Origin of the sequence: Bradyrhizobium sp. JR4.1 (assembly GCF_040548605.1) — a bacterium.
GTDB classification, from domain to species: Bacteria; Pseudomonadota; Alphaproteobacteria; order Rhizobiales; family Xanthobacteraceae; genus Bradyrhizobium; species Bradyrhizobium canariense.
Genome location: NZ_JBEPRY010000035.1, coordinates 24,337 through 43,060 on the forward strand (window position 1 = coordinate 24,337; position 18,724 = coordinate 43,060).

Below are 18,724 nucleotides of genomic sequence, written 5' to 3' on the forward strand. Positions count from 1 at the left end.
CGCCGCTTATTGGCTCTCCTTGCTTGTCGCTGTTCCGGCATTCGGTCGCCGCCGCCACATGAGAGACGCAGCATGTCCGCCAGCACAAGCGCCGCGCCCTTACCTGTGACAGGACCCGAGGCACTGAGGTGGCGCGCGCCTACGATGGAATTGTCGAATGGATCCTGCTTGATAGTCATCGCGTTGGCGATCCTCAAATCGGTGCGCAGGGCGTCACGCATGATTGGAGCATCAGCCGAACGATCGTCGAGACCGTTCGGGCTCCGGTAATACTCGCCGGCGGACTGGCGCCGGACAATGTCAAAGAGGCTATCCGGTCGGTTCAACCTGCCGGCGTGGACTCAAAAACGAAGACCGACAGCGAGGGCACCCACTCGAAAGACCTGGTGAAGGTCCAAGCTTTCAATCGCGCCGCGAAGAACGCCTGATCGCTCTTATCCAAGCCGGGCGAACTGACGGGCGTGGCGCTTCCCGAGGCTTAGGACCACGGGCCTGGTTTGTGCGGCTGTCCCGGATTGCTACGGTGCCATCGACGCGTGATCGTTTACGATCTGCGATTATATCTTCGTGCGATGGAGATCGAGTACGCCCCCGAGCGCGAGGCGGTTGCGGCGGTGAAGCTCGCTGCTGAAGCCGACGGAGCCGAACGGCAGAGATGGATCAACGCTGCGCTGGCGTGGATCGAACTCACTCGCCTACGGGTGCCTGGCCGCGAGCGCAAAGGGCAGCAACGAGATGGCCCATCCGCGCAGCGTCCGGACCGCGGGCCGTCTTTCCTTCGTCATCAGCATCGAAATCGCTCCTGCCGTGACGAATCCTTGGGACCGCTGGCTCCTTCCTGGCGGTTAGCACGGGTCAGGGATTCGCAATCGGCAGAGCTGCAGCTTGTCCCCGTGTTTCGCAGCGCCTGTGCAGAACGCTAGGGCGCGGGATCTTCCTTGACGCCGCGAGCGACGATCCGCAACGCGCCGTCCGGAAAGGATGGATTCCGATTAGCGGCAATGGTCGCGATTTGGATTGCGGACGAAGCTTAGCACGTCTCCGGTCGAAAGGCGGTAGCCCCTTTGCTTAAGGTATCGAGATACTGAGCATGTGCCTGCAAATGGATCGCAGACCGAGCGTGCGTGCTTTCGGTGCCACGCGACGGAGGGTGTCGGCCAAATACGGGAGCGTAGCAACCTTTGAGCCGATGTACCTCATCACGCAAACTGTAAGATCGTTTGGTTAATAAGAAGAAATTGAGCGACAGTCCCTATCGTATCGGGACTCAAGCGGGATGGGCAACGAGTCGCACTCGTTTGAACGACTTCAGCATCCTGCACCAAGGGGACGCCGACCATGCGTAGGATGTTTGCTAAATGAAGTCGAGAACATGCGCCCGGACAGCATATAATTCTAGCTGACCGCTAACTTAGAGGTGTATCAGGTTGACCCACCGACTCGTTCTTAGAGCGTGATCGACTCGATTCTAAAGTGTCGGCATAGATCCCTTCGCTCAAAGCCCCGCCATCATCACGTATTTGATCTCAACATATTCTTCCATGCCGTGGCGGGAACCTTCGCGGCCAAGGCCGCTTTCCTTGACGCCGCCGAACGGCGCGACTTCGGTCGTGATCAGGCCGGTGTTGACGCCGACCATGCCCGACTCCAGTGCCTCCGCCACGCGCCAGACGCGGCCCAGATCGCGGGAGTAGAAATAGGAGGCGAGACCGAAGGGCGAAGCGTTGCACATCGCGATCACGTCGACCTCGTCCTTGAAGCGGATTACCGGCGCAAGCGGACCGAATGTCTCCTCCTGTGACACCAGCGAATCCGGCCTGACGTCGGCGAGCACGGTCGGCTCGAAGAACGAGCGTCCCAGCGCATGTCGCTTGCCGCCGGTCACGACCCTGGCGCCGCGCTTAACAGCGTCCGCTATATGCCGCTCGATCTTGTCGACCGCCTCCATGTTGATCAGCGGCCCCTGCACCACGCCTTGTTCTGTCCCGTCGCCGATCTTCATCGCCGCAACCTTCTTGGACAGCCTCTGCATGAATTCGTCGTAGATTCCTGCCTGTGCATAGATGCGGTTGGCGCAGACGCAGGTCTGGCCCATGTTGCGGTATTTCGAGACCATGGCGCCTTCGACCGCGGCTTCGATGTCGGCGTCGTCAAACACCACGAAAGGCGCGTTTCCGCCGAGTTCGAGGCCGAGCTTCTTCACGCCGACGGAGGCTTGGCGATAGAGAATCTTTCCGACCTCCGTCGACCCGGTGAAGCCGACGAAGCGCACGACCGGGTGTTCGCAGAAGACCTTGCCGATCGACCGCGAATCTCCGGTGATGACGTTGAAGACACCTTTGGGCACACCGGCCTTCTCAGCGAGTGCGACAAGCGCCAGCGCCGATAGTGGCGTTTCGCTGGCCGGCTTTAGCACCACGGTGCAGCCCGCGGCGAGCGCCGGCGAGACCTTGCGGGTAATCATAGAGTTCGGGAAATTCCACGGCGTGATTGCGCCGCAGACGCCAATCGGCTGTTTGATCGCAAGCAATCTTGCATCCGGGCGCGGCGAGGGTATCGTTTCGCCATAGATGCGGCGTGCCTCTTCGGCAAAGAACTCGACATAGGCGCCACCGATATCGACCTCGCCAAGCGCCTCGGAGAGCGGCTTGCCCTGCTCCGAGGTCAGGATTAGCGCGAGATCCTCGCGATTGGCGACGATCAGTTCGTACCATTTGCGCAGAATGTTGGAGCGTTGCTTGGCTGTGTGCTTAGCCCATGTGGGGAACGCACGTTCAGCAGCTTCCACGGCTCTCGTGCAGTCGTCGGCGGAGAGCTGCGGCACCTTGGCGAGCTCCATGCCGGTCGCCGGATTGTTCACCGAAAAGCTGGGCGGGCCGACCCAGGCGCCGTCGATGTAACAGGCCTCCCGCAGAAGCGCCGGGTCCTTCAGACGGTCGCGCAGCATGGAGGGACCTTGCTTAGCGTGTGCGGCGGCGGTCGGGGTCATCCCGTTACTCCTGGCGGCTATCGAATCCGAGCGACCCGGACTTCCGCCAATAGCGGAAAAGGGCCGCGCGAGTCACCGCGCGGCCGAGTCAGGGAGGAAACGCCCCGAAGGGCACTAATAGGAGCGCTGTGAGTAGATGAACTCGCTGGCAACCCCAATCCTGCACGAAAGTCGTCAGCTCGTGCAAGCGAACATCGCATACTCATTTTTTCTTGAGGATTGGCGGCGTTCGCCAGCGTATCCTGAAGTTTTTCTGCGCAAATCTCGCCAAGTTCGCAGCAACTGCGACTTTGAAGCATTCCTCGCGAGATTGTTCGAACTTGTGTGCTGTTTATCGAGGTACATCGAGCACATCGCTCGCTCCGTTCGCGTGTCCCCCCTTGCCGAGTCGGCTTCAGGATTTCGAAATCAATCGAAATTAGTCAGCGCCTCGTCAACGAGCGGCAGAGAAACATGTGGCTGGGCGATCTAGTGGATATCACATTCAGCGGAACTCAATCTGGGTAATCGCGGTAGCAAGCACGATCGTGGGGCGGCTCGCTTTGCTAAAGCCTGAATCCTCTATCAGTCCTCGGAGGGAGACTCGATTGGTACGGCAAAGCCCACCTTTATCCGATCTAACACGACCATCGTCTTGAATCCCTTTATGTCGGGGTTCACATAGAAAAATTTCCTGGTGAACTCCTCATAATCCTCCATGGTGCGGGCGGTAACGTAAAGAACAAAGTCCGCATCGCCGGTAACGTAGAAACCGTTGACGACTTCAACTGATGATTTAACGGCCTTCTTGAATTTGTCGATTATATCTGCGCGCTCTCGCTCCAGGCTCACAAGCACAAGCATTTGAATACGTCTGCCTACCGCCTTCGGCGAAACAATCGAGATGTCGGCCTCGATGATGCCTTCAGAACGAAGCCTCTTCAGTCGGCGCTGACATGCGGTGGCAGAAAGGCCGGCCAGTTCGCCGACCTCCTCGGAAGTCACCCGGTTGTTTTTTTGCACGATCTCGAGGATGCGGGCATCTATCCGATCGTACTGCATAACCGGACCCCAACCTTGATGTGAATTTCACCGCGAAAACGCCTCGCAGCGCAGGAAATAGCCTGAAGACTATCCAGATTCAGGAATGTTTTCAACAAGTGACGGGAAGGTGACCGCGATGAGCCGTTGGGGGCTACGACGAACGCCGGCGCGACGTAATAGATGAGACCGGTTCACTCCTTGCGATTGCGTTCGCGCGTCGGGGCACTCAGTTGGCGCCCCGCTCGCAGCTCGATCACGTTGCTCTCGAGAAAATCGAACGCCTACGAGCAACACCTTCACCGCCTCCGGGCGTTTTCGCTACATGCCTCGACTTTTTGGCCCTCGGCAAGCTCAAGGGAGCCTCTTAGCCCCGCAGGTTCGGATAGAGCTGGCATGCCAGAAGTCAGCTTAAAGCACCGTTTAGTTCCAAGCGAAGACTGGTTGTGCCAAATCGCGGGTGCGAGTTACGCGCCGACAGAATTGATAGATTAGGGCAGCTGTCGGTGCGTGGATCAGGCTCCCCCGATAAGGAAAGCGGATCATGCGTCGCTCGCTATCGCGGATGGCGACGAAGTGGAAAGCGTCCTCCCGCTCGATCGTATGAAGCGCAATGTCGAACGGAGGTGACCTCCTGCGGGCAGCAGCTAGAGCGCGCTGGCGGCGCGGTCGGGCACATCCTCCTTCCAGCGTACCGATCCAAACGGGCGCTCCAGCATGCGTCGGATACGAACGGGCTCCGGCCCGATATGGAAAGCCATCGCCTGCTCATCTAACGCACGCTCGGACTGAGTCCAGCGGTTGCGTTGGCGCAAATAATCGAGCCATGTCGGGCAGTGATAGCGCTCAGTCCATAGCTCGGGGTCGGCGATATCACGGGCAATTGACCAACCATAGGCGCCGTTGCGTTGCCGGTAGAGCTGCACATCCTGCATGACGTTGTGGAAGGCTCGCGCATTTTCCAAGGCCACGCGATATTCGAGCTCAACCACGAGTGGGCCACTGCGGTAGGTTAACGGAAGTCGCACCTTGGGATCGGCAAGCATCTCGGCGTCCTCTCCGCGCTCGGTGATAGGCGGCATGCACAGCCAGCGCCCAAGAAGCGGTAAAAGCATCATCAGTGCGGCCGAGATGAGCAGTGTGATATCGACACCGACAGCATCGGTGAGACGGCCCCAGCCCCAACTGCCAATTGCAAGGCCCCCGGAGAACGAAGCTTGCCAAGCCGCAAGCGAGCGGCCCGCAACCCAGCGCGGGGCGGAGAGCTGCACGCCAATGTTGAACAGCGTCCACACTATCGTCCATACGGCGCCCGCCAAAACCAGAGCGGCGGCTGTCAAGATCGCATTGTGACTGAGCGCGACCGCCGCGATCGCGCCGCTCATCGACAGTGTGCAGGCACGAACTGCAGCCTCGCCGCTCATACGCCTGCGCATCTCGCTGATGTTGAGAGCCCCGACTACTGCGCCCAACCCGAAGGCACCTAGCATGACGCCGTAAGTCTGAGCGCCCCCGTGCAACAGGTCGCGAGCGACGATCGGCATTAGCGCTTGGAGCCCGCTTCCAACCAGGCCGGTTATCATGGTGCGAGCTACCACAATCTTGATCGAAGGCGAATTGCCGATGTAGCGCACGCCGGAGACAATGGCGCGGCTCAGATTTTCGCGCGGCAGCCGCGACGGCTCCGCGACACGTTTCCAGAGAAACAGCGCCACTGTCAGCGGTAGATAGAGGAATGCGTTGATTGCAAAGGCCGCACCCGCGCCTGCGGTCGCAACAACAATGCCTCCGACCGCGGGTCCGAAGCTGCGCGCGATATTGTAGCTAATGCCATTCAAGGCAATCGCCGCTGGCAGCATCTTCGCCGGAACCTGCTCGCTGACCGAGGAACTCCAGGCTGGTCCCATCAATGCCATGCCGCCGCCGACCACAAAGCAAAGCACCAGCAGCAGATTCGGTGTGGTAAGGCCCGACCAATCGAGAGCAGTCAGCGCTGTCGCGCCGCTGAGCGCGATCGAGAGCCCAACCAGCGTCACAATTCGACGATCATACATGTCGGCAATGGCGCCGGCCGGCATAGCGATCAACATGACAGGAAGCAACAAGGCTGTCTGCACCAGCGCGACTTTATCGGCTGACGACGTCATTTCTGTCATGGCCCAAGCCGCGCCGACGCCTTGGATAAGTATGCCGAGGTTCGACAGCAGGCTCGCCAGCCAAATCCGCCGGAAAGTGGAATAACGCAGCGGCGCGGTAATTCCATCGGCGCTGGAAGTCTCGAGATCGGAAGGAGGCGTCATTTGGATTCACAGACCGTGCGCGGCGACCTGACCGATGTCAGTATTTGTCGCGGAACGCTGAAGTCAGATTGGACGAGCGCTTCTCGCCCGCCCTCAAGCATCCGAAACTCGCGTTGCGTGCCCATTTCGTTTTTGAGTTTGCTGCTTCTGTCGCAACTCGTATGCATAATATCCAGATCTAGGAATAATTTGTCGCGCTCTGATTGGAAATCTTTTCCGAGTTCTCTGACACCTTTAGCATTGCTCCCGCAATGCAGTCATATTCGATCCGGCCCTCACGGCCATAACGGCCTCGCGTTTGCTCTCAAACGTCAGCGGCATCGGTTCACTTGGCTGCAATCCCGGTTGTTGGAGCAACGACGCCCTCACCAGATATTACAACAGCGCTTGTGCTCGTTTCTCGCGTTATGCCCGGATGAGCGATGAAAAAAAGCGCGAAGCCTTAGAACAATGGTGCAAAGACAGCAACTTCAATCCTCGTGAGGGGCCTCTACCGGGATCGCAAAACCTGCCTTTACGCGATCCATGACGACCATTGTCTTGAAGCCTTTGATGTCAGGATTCTCGTAGAAGAAACGTCGGGTGAATTGCTCGTAGTCTTCCATGGTCCGCGCCGTAAGATAAAGGACGAAGTCAGCGTCCCCAGTGACGTAGAATCCGTTGACGACCTCAGCCGACGACTTAATCGCCTTCTTGAACCTGTCGATGATGTCTGCGCGCTCACGCTCGAGACTTACGAGCACGAGCATCTGAATAGGCCTTCCCACTGCCTTTGCCGAAACAATCGAGACGTCGGCCTCGATGATGCCGTCACAACGGAGCCTCTTCAAACGTCGTTGGCATGCAGTCGCAGAAAGCCCGGCAAGTTCGCCGATGATCTCAGATGTCAGGCGATTGTTTTTCTGCACAATCTCCAGGATGCGGGCGTCTGTTCGGTCGTATTGCATGAGTCGGGCTCCAGGTGAATTCCGCTGCAAAGTGGCGAGGTCCCGCAGGAAACCGTCCAGGCGACGGTTAAAAGCGATGCAAATCTGTCTCTGACATTAGTATCCTGATTGCGAGCAGAATTTCAACAAGATGACCGCCAAGGACTTCGAAATGGTTTTCCAAGCTGCCCGGCCCAAAAGTCCGCCTCTAGTCGGGCTAGCTAAAGGGCATCTCGAAAATCTGCGCCGTCGAGATTTTGTCGCGGGGGCGGCTCTGATCGATGGGCGCTGGATTGGGAGCGATCAAAGAGACGTTGTCGTCGATCCGGCAACTGGCGAAGTGATCGCCGAAGTTGCTCGTTGCGACGCCGCAGATATGAATCTTGCGATCGACGCAGCGCAACGATCTTTTGCTCAATGGCGAGAGCTACTGCCAGAGAGGCGGGGCGCAATTCTCAGGACTTGGGCCTCGTTAATGCTCGCCCATGCGGAGGAGCTTGCCGTCCTCCTAACTTGCGAGCAGGGCAAGCCGCTCGCGGAAGCAAGGTCCGAAATTGGATATGGTGCGGGATTTCTCCAGTGGTTTGCCGCAGAGGGAGAGCGCGCCTATGGTGAGACGATCCCAAGCCACAAGCCTGGAAGTGTGCTTCAGGTAAGAATGCAGCCCGTTGGCGTTGTGGCGGCAATCACTCCTTGGAATTTTCCTGTCGCCATGATTACGCGAAAGGCCGGGGCCGCCATGGCGGCTGGCTGCCCGGTCATCGTGAAGCCTGCGCCCGAGACGCCGCTCTCGGCACTTGCCCTGGCGAGGTTGGCTGAAGAGGCTGGAGTTCCAGGCGGTGTGTTTCAAGTGCTCGTCGGCAATCCAATCGAGCTCTCAAAGCCGCTGTTGCGGGATGCAAGGGTGCGAGCCCTTTCGTTCACGGGGTCTACAGAAGTTGGTCGTTTGCTACTGGAGGGAGCGGCGCAGACGGTAAAGAAGGTCTCTCTCGAGCTCGGAGGGCATGCCCCCTTTATTATCTTTGATGATGTCAATCTCGATAAGGCCGTCAAAGGTGCGATGGCCGCAAAGTTTGCCACGTCGGGGCAGGACTGCTTGGCGGCTAATCGAATCTACGTACAGAGGGGCATTTATAATGCCTTTGTCGAGAAATTTTCTGCGGCAATCGCGCGGCTCAGAGTTGGTCATGGCCTTGAGGCTGCGACTGATATCGGTCCGATGACGAAATCGTCCGTGGCCGAAAAGTGCAGGGCTCAGATCAATGACGCTGTCGCAAAAGGGGCGCGGGTTGTTTCCGGGAAGCAAGACCACGTCTTCGGGCAGAACTTCGTCTGTCCAGCATTGCTGAGCGATGTCACTGACGACATGCTCATTTCGAGCGAGGAGACATTCGGCCCGGTGGCCGCAGTACTTCCGTTCGACTCCGAGGCGGAGGTTCTGGCCCGAGCCAACTCCAGTGAAATGGGCTTGGCCGCGTACGTCTACACCGACAGCTTGCGTCGAGCGCTGCGACTTTCTGAGAACATCGAGTGCGGAATGGTTGGCATCAATACGGCCTCATTCACTGGGCCGCCAATTCCGTTTGGAGGTTGGAAGCAATCCGGCCTCGGTCGCGAAGGTTCCCGACATGGCATTCAGGAATACATGGAACTGAAATACGTCTGCTTCGGCGACTTGGTGGATTAGGAGAAATGGTATGAACGATATCAAGACGATCGCCGAAAAAGATCGCGCGACTGTTCTGCACCCCTTCACCCAGCTTAAGGAGTTTGCCACCGGCAAAATTGGTGATCCGACAATCGTCACCGGCGGGAAGGGTATTCGCATCGAAGACGCCAAGGGACATAGCTACATCGATGGCTTTGCTGGTCTTTACTGCGTCAATATTGGGTACGGCCGGACCGAGGTGGCCGAGGCGATTGCGCGGCAGGCCTACAAATTGGCCTACTACCATACATATGCTGCCCACACGACCGACGAGCTGGCCATTCTGTCGGATCGCCTCGTGCGAATGGCGCCTGGTAAACCAAGCAAAGTCTTCTACGGGCTATCCGGATCAGACGCCAACGAGACCCAGGCTAAGCTTGTCTGGTATTACAACAACTTGCGCGGTCAGCCTAAAAAGAAGAAGATTATCTCGCGCGAGCGCGGTTACCATGGCTGCTCAGTCGTTTCCGGCTCGATGACCGGTATGTCGTTCTATCATGATCATATGGACCTGCCGTTTCCGGGTATCTTGCACACAGGCGCGCCCCACCACTACTGGGGTGCCGAGCTAGGTGAGACGGAAGAGGCTTTCTCTCGTCGACGTGCGGCTGAGCTAGAACAGATGATCGTGCGTGAGGGACCGGAAACGATCGGCGCCTTTATTGCTGAGCCGGTGCTGGGTACAGGAGGGATTACGCCGCCGCCCGACGGTTATTGGCGTGAAATTCAAGCGGTGCTGCGACGCTACGACGTTCTTTTGATCGCAGATGAAGTGATTTGTGGATTCGGTCGCACCGGCGCTGAGTTCGGCAGCACTCTTTATGGAATAGAGCCCGACCTTGTAACAGTGGCCAAGGGGCTGACGTCCGGTTACATGCCACTCTCGGCGGCAATCGTTGGCGAGAGGGTCTATGCAGTCATGGAAGAAGCGGCGGATCGTGTCGGCGCATTCTCCCACGGCTATACTTATTCCGGCCACCCGATCGCGGCCGCAGCTGCTAACGCGGTCCTCGATATTGTGGAGAAGGAGCAACTCAGCGAACGGGCGAGAACCGTGGGCGCGCATTTCTTGAAGCGGCTCAAGGAGCGCTTTGCACAGCTGGAGATTGTCGGGGAAGTAAGAGGCGTAGGCCTACTCGGTGCCGTAGAGTTCGTCGCTGATCGCCAGACGAAACGACGCTTTGATCCGCAGCTCAAGGTGGGCGCCCGGATCTCCAAGGCGGCGCGCGATAGGGGACTTATCGCGCGAGCAATGCCGCATGGAGACATTCTAGGTTTCGCTCCACCTCTCGTCGTTTCCGAACATGAGATAGACGAGATCGTTGAACTCGCCTATCGGGCGACGAAGCAAGTGATGGACGAGCTTACGAAAGAATCGGCAATTTAAACCAATTCCTGTATTCCGATCTGAAATCGGCTGTCTCTCCAATTCGCTGATCTTCGTCAGATTTGTTACAGCCGGAAGGAGAGGGGCTGACGTTGCGAAGGACGGGCTGCCGAACCGCTCCCGGGCAGCTTCGGCGTCATGATGGTCGTACTTGCCGGGTTTGGGGGCGATCATCGCGTGACCGCGGTTTGCGGCTGTGCCGGCCTCGCCTGATAAACGCGGTCGCCGCCTACCAGCAGCATCGCGAACATCTTGGTTAGGAGACGGGCGTGGAGTGCATGTAGGGTGCTTGGTTGCAGTGCTACGATAGTATCCCATTGGATGGTGAAATCGTAGACAGGTAAGTTGCTTGTTGCGGTTTTTCCTCGCGCTTCGACCCTTCCGTGCCGTTTTTGCGCGTCAACATGGCCTTGGACGGTGTAAATGGTTTCGGCAAACGATGTAGGGCTGTGTCACTTAGGGAAGGAGTGCCTTGATAATGAAGGATCGTGTTGGCGGTTTACATCGTGGGCTGACCCGGCGCTCATTTGTCGAGTCGGCTGCGGCTTTGCTGAGCGTGCCGTTCCTTGCAAGGGCTACTGCAGCCTGGGCGCAGGAAAGGCTTGCTGGCAGCGGGGAAGTTGTCGTCTTCAGCTACGGCGGATCGTACACGCAGGCGGTGAGAAAGTACGTTTATGAGCCCTTCACAAAAGCGACGGGCATTGCTGTGGTCGACGTGACCGCTGACATTGCCGAACCTCAAGTGAGGGCGATGACCCGCGCCGGGCGCGTCGATTGGGATGTCGCCTTGATTGACGGGCAGAACTACCCGACGATGCATGATGCTGGTTTATTTCAGTCCATTGACTACGGTTTGTGGGATGATGAAGCACTCAAGGGGGCACCGCAAAGTGCTCGCCTCAGTGACGCGGTGGTTGCATTCCGTTCGACGACGTTGCTCGCTTATGATGAACGTTCCTTCCCGAAGGGAGGGCCGCAAAACTGGGCCGATTTTTGGAACGTCAAGGCTTTCCCCGGGCCGCGCGGCCTCAGCAGTGTCGCTAGGCATATGGTCTTGGCACTCGCAGCTGACGGTGTGCCAAATTCGGATCGCTGGCCACTGACCGATGACAAGGTCGAGAGGGCTCTTAAGAAGCTCTCGGAAATCAAGCCGAGTGTCGCGAAATGGTGGACGGCGGGAGGCGAGCCTGTTCAAGCGTTGATCAATCGGGAGTTCGTGATGACGAGCTGCTACGATGGTCGTGCGGTGTCGGCCATTCGCCAGGGGGCCCCTATTCGCATGGTGTGGAGCGGTGGAAATCTGGTCTACGTCTATTGGACCGTGCTCAAAGGTGGTCCTAACAGCGGAAACGCACAAAAGCTGGTTGCATTCCTGAACCGGGCTCAGAATGCCGCGGCATTCACGATGGGCACAAACCTTACGGGGCCCAATGTGAATCAGCTCCAGCATTTGCCGGCAGATCTCGTTCCGCTTCTCAGCATTACTGAGGACAATGCATCCCAGCTAGTGGCTCAGGATGATGCTTGGCTCGCCGCCAAGCGCCCCGACGGCAAGACCAATGTAGATCATCTCCAGGAGCGCTGGCTGGCATGGCGGGCACAATGAGTTCAATGGCAATCAAAGGTCGAGCGCAATCCTCGCGACCTTGGCCCACGCCATGGGCCTGGCTATTGCTGCCTGGAAGCGTCTTCCTCCTGGTGCTCTTTGTCGTGCCGCTCACGGGGCTTCTGTTGCTTGCGTTCGGGATGCCAAATTGGACTCTCGCGAATTTTTTACGCATCGGCGACACCCCTGTCTATCTGACCGTAATGCGCAACACGCTGGAGATCAGCCTGACGGTGACTGCGCTCGCCTTCGTGCTTAGCTATCCCATCGCCTACGCGCTCACGACGGGCGGAATGGTATTGCGCACCTTTTTGCTCATCGGGGTCGTGCTGCCCTATTTCACCAGCGCTTTGGCACGGACCTTCGCCTGGATTGTTCTTCTTGGGCGCAATGGCGTCGTTAACCAGTTCCTACTGGAGCTCGGCTGGGTGTCCCAACCAATCCCGCTGCTCTACAACCGATTTGGTGTGATCCTCGGCATGACCCACATTGTCATGCCGATGATGATCCTGCCGATGTACACGGTCATGTCTAGCATTGACCCGAAACTTATGCGCGCTGCGAGGGCGAATGGAGCGAGCCCGCTCGCCGCCTTCCTCACGATCTTTCTGCCGCTCAGTTTGCCGGGCCTGATTGCCGGGATTCTGCTCGTCTTCATCTATTGTCTCGGTTTCTACATCACACCTGCGTTGATGGGGGGGCTGTCAGACATCATGATCACAATGGCGATCAGCTCCCAGATCCTGGAGCAACTCAATTGGAACTTCGGCGCTGCGCTTTCCGTGGTCCTCCTGCTCGCCGTTCTGAGCCTGTTGTGGATTGGCTCGCGCTTCTTCCCCATTGAGCAGCTGCTGGGGTTCTCAGACGGCAAGCTTGGTTCAAGCGTTACTCGCCGCCAGATGGGCGCCAAAATGTTAATGCGGATCGGCTCCGCGGCAAACGCTCTTGATCGCTGGCTTCCTTCGATGCGAGGTCAAGGTGTCCCGATCCTGGCAAGCTTTCTGGCTGTACTTCTCCTGCTGCCGGTACTGATCGTTGCGTATTTGTCGTTCAGCGCCTCGTCCTACTTTGTCTTTCCGTTGCCAGGTTACTCGCTGCGCAACTACGAAGCCTTTTTTTCCGACACGCTGTGGTTGCGCGCGACCTTCACCAGCATCCGCATTGCCTTGATGGCGGTTGCCATGGCAACTGCGCTAGGCGCCATGCTTGCCTTCGGTCTGTCGCGCGGCGCCATGCCAGGTCGTGGAACTATGATCGCGATTTTGCTGTCACCGATTATTATGCCGACCGTTATCGTGGCGGTCGCGACCTATTTCTTGCTGGCGCGGTGGGGTCTGCAGGGCACCGAGTTCGGCCTGGCACTTGGTCACGCGGTCCACGCGATCCCCTACGTGGTGGTGATTGTGGTTGCCAATCTGCGCGACCTTAACCCGAGCTACGAACGTGCGGCCCGCAGCCTTGGTGCCGGGCCTTGGGCCACCATGCGCACAATCGTCGCGCCGCTGGTCCTGCCGGCGCTCATCGTTGCTAGTTTCTTTGCGTTCCTGGCCTCGTTCGACGACGTTGTCTACGTGCTGTTCCTTGGCATCGGAAAGATCACGACCTTGCCGATGCGCATGTGGGAAGGAATCCGGCAGGACATCAGTCCCACCATTGCTGCCGTAGCCACGCTGCAGATGCTGCTTGCCACGATCGTGATCGTCGTCGGTACCCTGCTGAGACGGCAAAAAAAGACCTGACGGTCCTGACTGGGTCGGAAGGTCAAACGAGAACCAACGACGAATTCCCTAGGGAGCTGAAATGTTGATGAAAGCGACCGTGAACGGAACTGACGCGAAAACCGCAGGCATTACGCTGCATAACTTGCAGAAGCGTTACGGCAGTGCGATGGCCGTTGACGATGTCAGTCTTTCCGTATCGCCCGGAGAGTTCATCTCCTTGTTGGGGCCCAGCGGATCAGGAAAGACAACGACCCTGATGATGATCGCCGGCTTCGAGATGCCGGACAGCGGTCGGGTTCTGTTGGGCGACAAGGATATCACGCGTCTGCCGCCTCATCGTCGAGAACTTGGCGTGATATTCCAGAACTATGCACTCTTTCCGCACATGACAGTCGCGGAGAACGTTGCGTATCCGCTTCGGATGCGGCGTATGGCAAAGGCGGAGATCGAAACGAGGGTGCATCGCATCCTCGATCAGGTGCATCTCGGTGCCTTGGCCTCCCGCTACCCCGACCAAATGTCCGGCGGTCAGCAGCAGCGAGTGGCGATAGCGCGGGCACTGGTTTTCGATCCGCCCGTTCTTCTGCTCGACGAACCCTTGGGCGCGCTGGACAAGAAGCTGCGCGAGCATCTCAGGAACGAGATCAAGACGTTACACAAGGAGGTCGGCAAGACGATGATCTACGTCACGCACGACCAGGATGAGGCGCTTGCTATGTCCGACCGTGTCGCGGTGATGCACGAGGGCCGGATCCGCCAAGTCTCGGCGCCGAAGGACATTTATCGCAGGCCGGCCGATTTGTTCGTGGCGGGTTTCGTTGGTGAGGTCAATCTCATCCCGGTTAAGCTCAAGTCCGGCATCGTGCACGGTCCTGCGGGCGAAAGCCTCCCCTCTCCGCCGTGGCAGGATGCGGATAGGGATGCGACTCTGTGCGTGCGCCCGGAACATTTGCGTCTGGAAGCGAGCGCTGGTTCATCCGGCGGAATTCAGGGACGCATCAGCGGCATGACGTTCGTTGGCGATGCGACGGTCCTGGAATTCCGGAGCGAAACGGGATTGCAACTGCTATCGAAGGTGCTGAACGTATCGGACCATTCCATGGAGGTGGGCGATCCCTGCGTAGCCTCTTGGGTTGCGAACGACGCAACAATCCTGACAGATTAACTCGCCCGATTAGCCGCATCGAACTTTGGTCCTGGTTTGTAATCTGGCGCCCGCCTCGCAATCCAGACGCGTAAGCGCGGGGCTTTCGCAGCCGCCTCTTTTTTATCGCTCTGCCGCGATCTAACGATGTGCTTCGCGGCCCTGCGATGTAAGTAACACGAGGAACCTATCCAATGAACGGCGCTGAAAGTCTGGTTCGTACGCTCGTTGCCGGAGGCGTGGACACCTGCTTTGCAAATCCAGGCACCTCCGAGATGCACTTTGTAGCGGCCCTCGACCGCGTCGATGGTATGCGCTGCGTGCTCGTGCTCTTCGAGGGAATCGCTACTGGTGCTGCGGACGGTTATGCGCGTATGGCCGAAAAGCCGGCCGCCACTCTTTTACATCTTGGCCCAGGCTTGGCGAATGGCCTCGCCAATCTGCATAACGCCACCAAGGCGTCCAGCCCAATCGTCAATATCGTGGGAGATCACGCAACCTACCATCTCAACTATGATGCGCCGCTCACGTCAGATATTGAAGGTGCAGCGAAGCCGTTTTCTCGCTGGGTCCGCACCTCCCCTAATGCAACGCGTGTTGCGGCTGATGGCGCCGCGGCCATCGCGGCGGCGCGCACCCCACCCGGTCAGGTCGCAACCCTCATTCTTCCGGCCGATACCGCCTGGAATGAAGGCAGTGGCCCCGCTGCTGTGGCCGAAGCACCCAAAAGAGTACGGGTTTCGCAGGATCGCATCAAGGATGTTGCCAAGGCACTCCGTTCCGGCGAGCCTGCGATGATTCTGCTGGGGGGACTTGCGCTCCGGCAGCGCGGCCTTGATCTGGCAGGGCGCATATGTGCCAAGACAGGCGCGAAAATCATGGCGCAAACATTTGTTGGCCGTATTGAGCGTGGCGCTGGCCGCGTTCCGGTCGATCGCCTTCCGTACCCAGTCGACCAGGCACGTGCGACACTTGCGGGACTTAAGCATCTTGTCCTGGTGGGTAGCCGCATCCCGGTGGCCTTCTTTGCCTACCCCGACAAGCCAAGCTTGATGGCTTCTGAGGACACCGACTTTTTGACGCTTGCGCGTGCTGAAGAAGACGCATTGGATGCGCTCGAGAGACTTGCGGACGAATTGGATGCTCAATCAGTTCCGAGTCAGGCCGCGAAGCTGGTGCCGCCGTCGTTAGCCATTGGGGCAATTACCGGCGCCAGCCTCTCGCAGTCACTCGGCGCGTTGATTCCCGAAAACGCGATCGTGGTCGATGAATCGATCTCGACTGGCGGTGGCTTTTTCGCTGCAACCTGGAATTCGCAGCCACATACTTGGCTCCAGAACATGGGCGGATCGATTGGACTTGGCATGCCCATGGCCACGGGTGCTGCGATTGCCTGCCCGAATAGACCTGTGCTCAACCTACAGGCGGATGGCAGCGCGATGTACGCCATTCAATCACTGTGGACTCAGGTGCGTGAGGGCCTCAACATTACGACGGTGCTGTTTAATAACAGATCATACGCTTGCCTCAGAGATGAACTGGCCAAGGTGGGGGCGCAAAATGTCGGGCGCAAGGCTTTGGATATGCTCGATCTCAGCCGGCCTGACATCGATTTTACCGGATTGGCAAAAAGTATGGGTGTGGCGGCGGCCCGGGTGACCACGATGGATGACTTCAATATCGAGGTGGCGCGCGGACTTGCGACGCCCGGACCTTATTTGGTCGAAGTACTGATCACCTAAGCGGTCAGGTCCTTCGCCCTACGCCAACATCGGCTGGCGCTTAGGCCCATGTGCTATTGATTGAAGAATTTCGTCGAGGGTGAGAGGCCAATTTGATTGATCGCGAACAGCGAGTAGCTGTAGCGCGTCGATCTGGATGGGAAGGCCGCGGCAATCTGGATGGCGGGTCAGTGTCGCGACGGTGAGACGATTGCGGCCTAGAATATCGCGCGCAACAGTTTTGTTGAAGTCCCGACGATCCATCCTGATCGCCGCGCGACAGAGTAGCCGCGACAAAGCTTTCAGATCTACTCCTGGCAATAGATTCTGCCATGTAGAGAACGACACGGAGATTGTGGCCTGCGATGTTGCGGCGCGCCATCCCTGCACAAGTGTCTTGCCGATCGGGCTGCTCATTGCCTCAAGCGAGTGGGCTGCGAATGATCGCCCAGGCCTTTTGGTTTATGCTGGGGTGGCTTGCGTTGTTTTCTAGCCGTTCGCGTGTTCGAGCCGAGGCGACAATTTCCACTCCACCTGAGTCTCGTTGCAGTCGGGTCGGCGAGGAGCGGAGGAACCGGTGTACGCTGCAGGCTAGGTTGCCGTGTAGGCGCAAGACTTCGAGGATTCGAATCTCGAAAGCTTGCAATCTCAACCTCCGGCGGCACCGAACCTTGTTCAGCGCTTTGGGCTTGGCGGTTCAGCACTAATAGTGCCGGCAATCGATTTGACTTCCAAATAGTCTTCCAGGCCGAAGCGACCCCATTCGCGACCGTTACCCGATTGTTTGTACCCGCCAAACGGGGCCGCGCGGTCAAGTGATGCACCCTGCAGGTATATGTTGCCCGCGCGAATCAAGCGACCCACGCTGCGCGCGCGCTCGGTTGAGCTGGAGAATACGTAACCAGCGAGACCATAGGGGGTATCGTTGGCAATTCGAATTGCGTCGTGCTCATCCTTGGCGCCAATGATCGCAAGTACAGGCCCGAAGATCTCCTCACGCGCAATGGTCATCTCGCTAGTGACGTTCGCAAAAATTGTAGGTCGAATGTAAAACCCTTTTTCGATGCCTTCTGGCAGGCCAAGGCCGCCAGTGATCATCGTGGCTCCCTCGTCGATGCCTTTTTGGATTAGTCCTTGTATTTTGTCCCACTGGCCGTGGTTTACCACGGGACCCATATGTGTACCGGCGGCGCGGGGATGGCCGACCTTGTACCTGTCCGCCACGGTCTTCGCGATCTCTGCGACTTCCGCCATTCTGGACTCCGGCGCAATTAGCCGCGATGGCGCGTCGCAAGATTGGCCGGAGTTAAGAAAAATCGTCTCGACGCATCCGCGGACTGCCTTGTCGAAATCGGCATCATCAAGAATAATGTACGGAGACTTGCCTCCCAGCTCTTGGCTTACACGCTTGACAGTATGGGCCGCTCGGCTCGCAACATCAATTCCCGCTCGCGTCGATCCGGTGAACGAGATCATATCGATGTCTCGATGCTCGCTCATAGCAGCACCCACTTCAGGGCCTAATCGTTGATCAGATTGAATACCCCCTTCGGTACGCCAGCTTCATGCAGGATCTCCGCGAATATTAGAGCACAAGTGGGGGCGAATTCGGACGGCTTAAGAATCATAGTGCAACCGGTAGCGAGCGCTGGTGCTACCTTGCAAGCTATTTGGCTCATAGGCCAATTCCAAGGCGTGATCATTCCCACTACGCCGATAGGCTCGCGAAGCACAGCCGCACTGCCAATTCGCTCTTCGAAAGAGTAGTTCTTGAGCACGTCGAGCGTGGTCGCGAGATGGCCGATGGCGGAATTAGCCTGCATCTGCTCGGCCATCTCTAACGGAGCGCCGATCTCGTCGGAGATGGCGTCGCCGATTTCTTTCGCGCGGCCTTTATAGATATCGATGATGTTTGCGAGCAGGCTTAAGCGCAGCTCGCGCGTGGTCTGGGAAAAGTACTCGAACGCGCGCCTAGCCGCGATGACCGCCCTATCGACGTCTGCCTTTGAGCCAAGCGCTACCTCATACATCTCCTCTGCGGTTGCTGGATTGATCGTACGCATTGACTTCGGCGCGGCGGGATTGATCCAAGCCCCATCTATATAGAATTGCATTCGATTGACCATGTGATCCTCTCGACGTTGGTGTATTTGGGCGGAACCAGCCACGCTGAATAGCCATCTTGGTGCGGTGAGTGTTTAA

The 18,724-nt window shown here is 58.1% G+C and carries 13 protein-coding genes and 1 pseudogene; 7 read left to right on the top strand and 7 right to left on the bottom strand.

Annotated elements, in window-relative coordinates:
- Positions 1 to 128: 128 nt before the first annotated feature.
- On the top strand, positions 129 to 428 hold the full coding sequence (gene trpF / locus ABIB90_RS37700) for a phosphoribosylanthranilate isomerase (protein WP_354202540.1): 300 nt from the start codon (positions 129 to 131) through the stop codon (positions 426 to 428).
- 564 nt (positions 429 to 992) lie between these two features.
- Here trpF and ABIB90_RS37705 read toward each other — a convergent pair.
- The 5 genes from ABIB90_RS37705 to ABIB90_RS37730 form a co-directional block, all read right to left on the bottom strand.
- Positions 993 to 1,178, bottom strand: a complete 186-nt coding sequence (locus tag ABIB90_RS37705) for a DNA adenine methylase (RefSeq protein WP_354101689.1) — start codon at positions 1,176 to 1,178, stop codon at positions 993 to 995.
- Positions 1,179 to 1,495: 317 nt separating this feature from the next.
- Positions 1,496 to 2,989: an NAD-dependent succinate-semialdehyde dehydrogenase gene (locus ABIB90_RS37710; RefSeq protein WP_354202541.1), complete on the bottom strand. Its 1,494-nt coding sequence runs from the start codon at positions 2,987 to 2,989 to the stop codon at positions 1,496 to 1,498.
- Positions 2,990 to 3,553: 564 nt separating this feature from the next.
- Positions 3,554 to 4,030 carry an Lrp/AsnC family transcriptional regulator gene (locus tag ABIB90_RS37715; RefSeq protein ID WP_279669038.1) on the bottom strand — a complete coding sequence of 159 codons (477 nt, stop codon included), beginning with the start codon at positions 4,028 to 4,030 and terminating at the stop codon, positions 3,554 to 3,556.
- A gap of 626 nt (positions 4,031 to 4,656) precedes the next feature.
- Positions 4,657 to 6,309: an MFS transporter gene (locus tag ABIB90_RS37725; RefSeq protein WP_354202542.1), complete on the bottom strand. Its 1,653-nt coding sequence runs from the start codon at positions 6,307 to 6,309 to the stop codon at positions 4,657 to 4,659.
- A gap of 470 nt (positions 6,310 to 6,779) precedes the next feature.
- Positions 6,780 to 7,256: an Lrp/AsnC family transcriptional regulator gene (locus ABIB90_RS37730; protein ID WP_091966966.1), complete on the bottom strand. Its 477-nt coding sequence runs from the start codon at positions 7,254 to 7,256 to the stop codon at positions 6,780 to 6,782.
- A 151-nt stretch (positions 7,257 to 7,407) separates the two neighbouring features.
- Here ABIB90_RS37730 and ABIB90_RS37735 point away from each other — a divergent pair, with 151 nt between their 5' ends.
- The 6 genes from ABIB90_RS37735 to ABIB90_RS37760 all read left to right on the top strand — a co-directional run bounded on the left by ABIB90_RS37735 (position 7,408) and on the right by ABIB90_RS37760 (position 16,543).
- Positions 7,408 to 8,922, top strand: a complete 1,515-nt coding sequence (locus ABIB90_RS37735; protein WP_354202558.1) for an NAD-dependent succinate-semialdehyde dehydrogenase — start codon at positions 7,408 to 7,410, stop codon at positions 8,920 to 8,922.
- A 10-nt stretch (positions 8,923 to 8,932) separates the two neighbouring features.
- Entirely contained in the window at positions 8,933 to 10,330 is a 1,398-nt protein-coding gene (locus ABIB90_RS37740) for an aminotransferase (protein WP_354202543.1), read from the top strand.
- Positions 10,331 to 10,808: 478 nt separating this feature from the next.
- Positions 10,809 to 11,936 (top strand): ABC transporter substrate-binding protein, encoded by a 1,128-nt coding sequence (locus ABIB90_RS37745; protein ID WP_354202544.1) that lies wholly within the window; start codon positions 10,809 to 10,811, stop codon positions 11,934 to 11,936.
- Positions 11,921 to 13,675 carry an ABC transporter permease subunit gene (locus ABIB90_RS37750; protein WP_354202545.1) on the top strand — a complete coding sequence of 585 codons (1,755 nt, stop codon included), beginning with the start codon at positions 11,921 to 11,923 and terminating at the stop codon, positions 13,673 to 13,675. The genes ABIB90_RS37745 and ABIB90_RS37750 overlap by 16 nt, the downstream gene beginning before the upstream one ends.
- A gap of 61 nt (positions 13,676 to 13,736) precedes the next feature.
- On the top strand, positions 13,737 to 14,822 hold the full coding sequence (locus ABIB90_RS37755; RefSeq protein ID WP_354202546.1) for an ABC transporter ATP-binding protein: 1,086 nt from the start codon (positions 13,737 to 13,739) through the stop codon (positions 14,820 to 14,822).
- Between the two features lie 173 nt (positions 14,823 to 14,995).
- On the top strand, positions 14,996 to 16,543 hold the full coding sequence (locus tag ABIB90_RS37760) for an acetolactate synthase large subunit (protein WP_354202547.1): 1,548 nt from the start codon (positions 14,996 to 14,998) through the stop codon (positions 16,541 to 16,543).
- A gap of 18 nt (positions 16,544 to 16,561) precedes the next feature.
- Here the strand turns inward: ABIB90_RS37760 and ABIB90_RS37765 are convergent, their stop codons facing one another.
- Both ABIB90_RS37765 and ABIB90_RS37770 read right to left on the bottom strand, forming a co-directional pair.
- Positions 16,562 to 16,939, bottom strand: a complete 378-nt coding sequence (locus ABIB90_RS37765) for a hypothetical protein (RefSeq protein ID WP_354202548.1) — start codon at positions 16,937 to 16,939, stop codon at positions 16,562 to 16,564.
- 258 nt (positions 16,940 to 17,197) lie between these two features.
- Positions 17,198 to 18,648 (bottom strand): annotated as a pseudogene (locus ABIB90_RS37770) (aldehyde dehydrogenase family protein).
- Positions 18,649 to 18,724 lie beyond the last annotated feature (76 nt).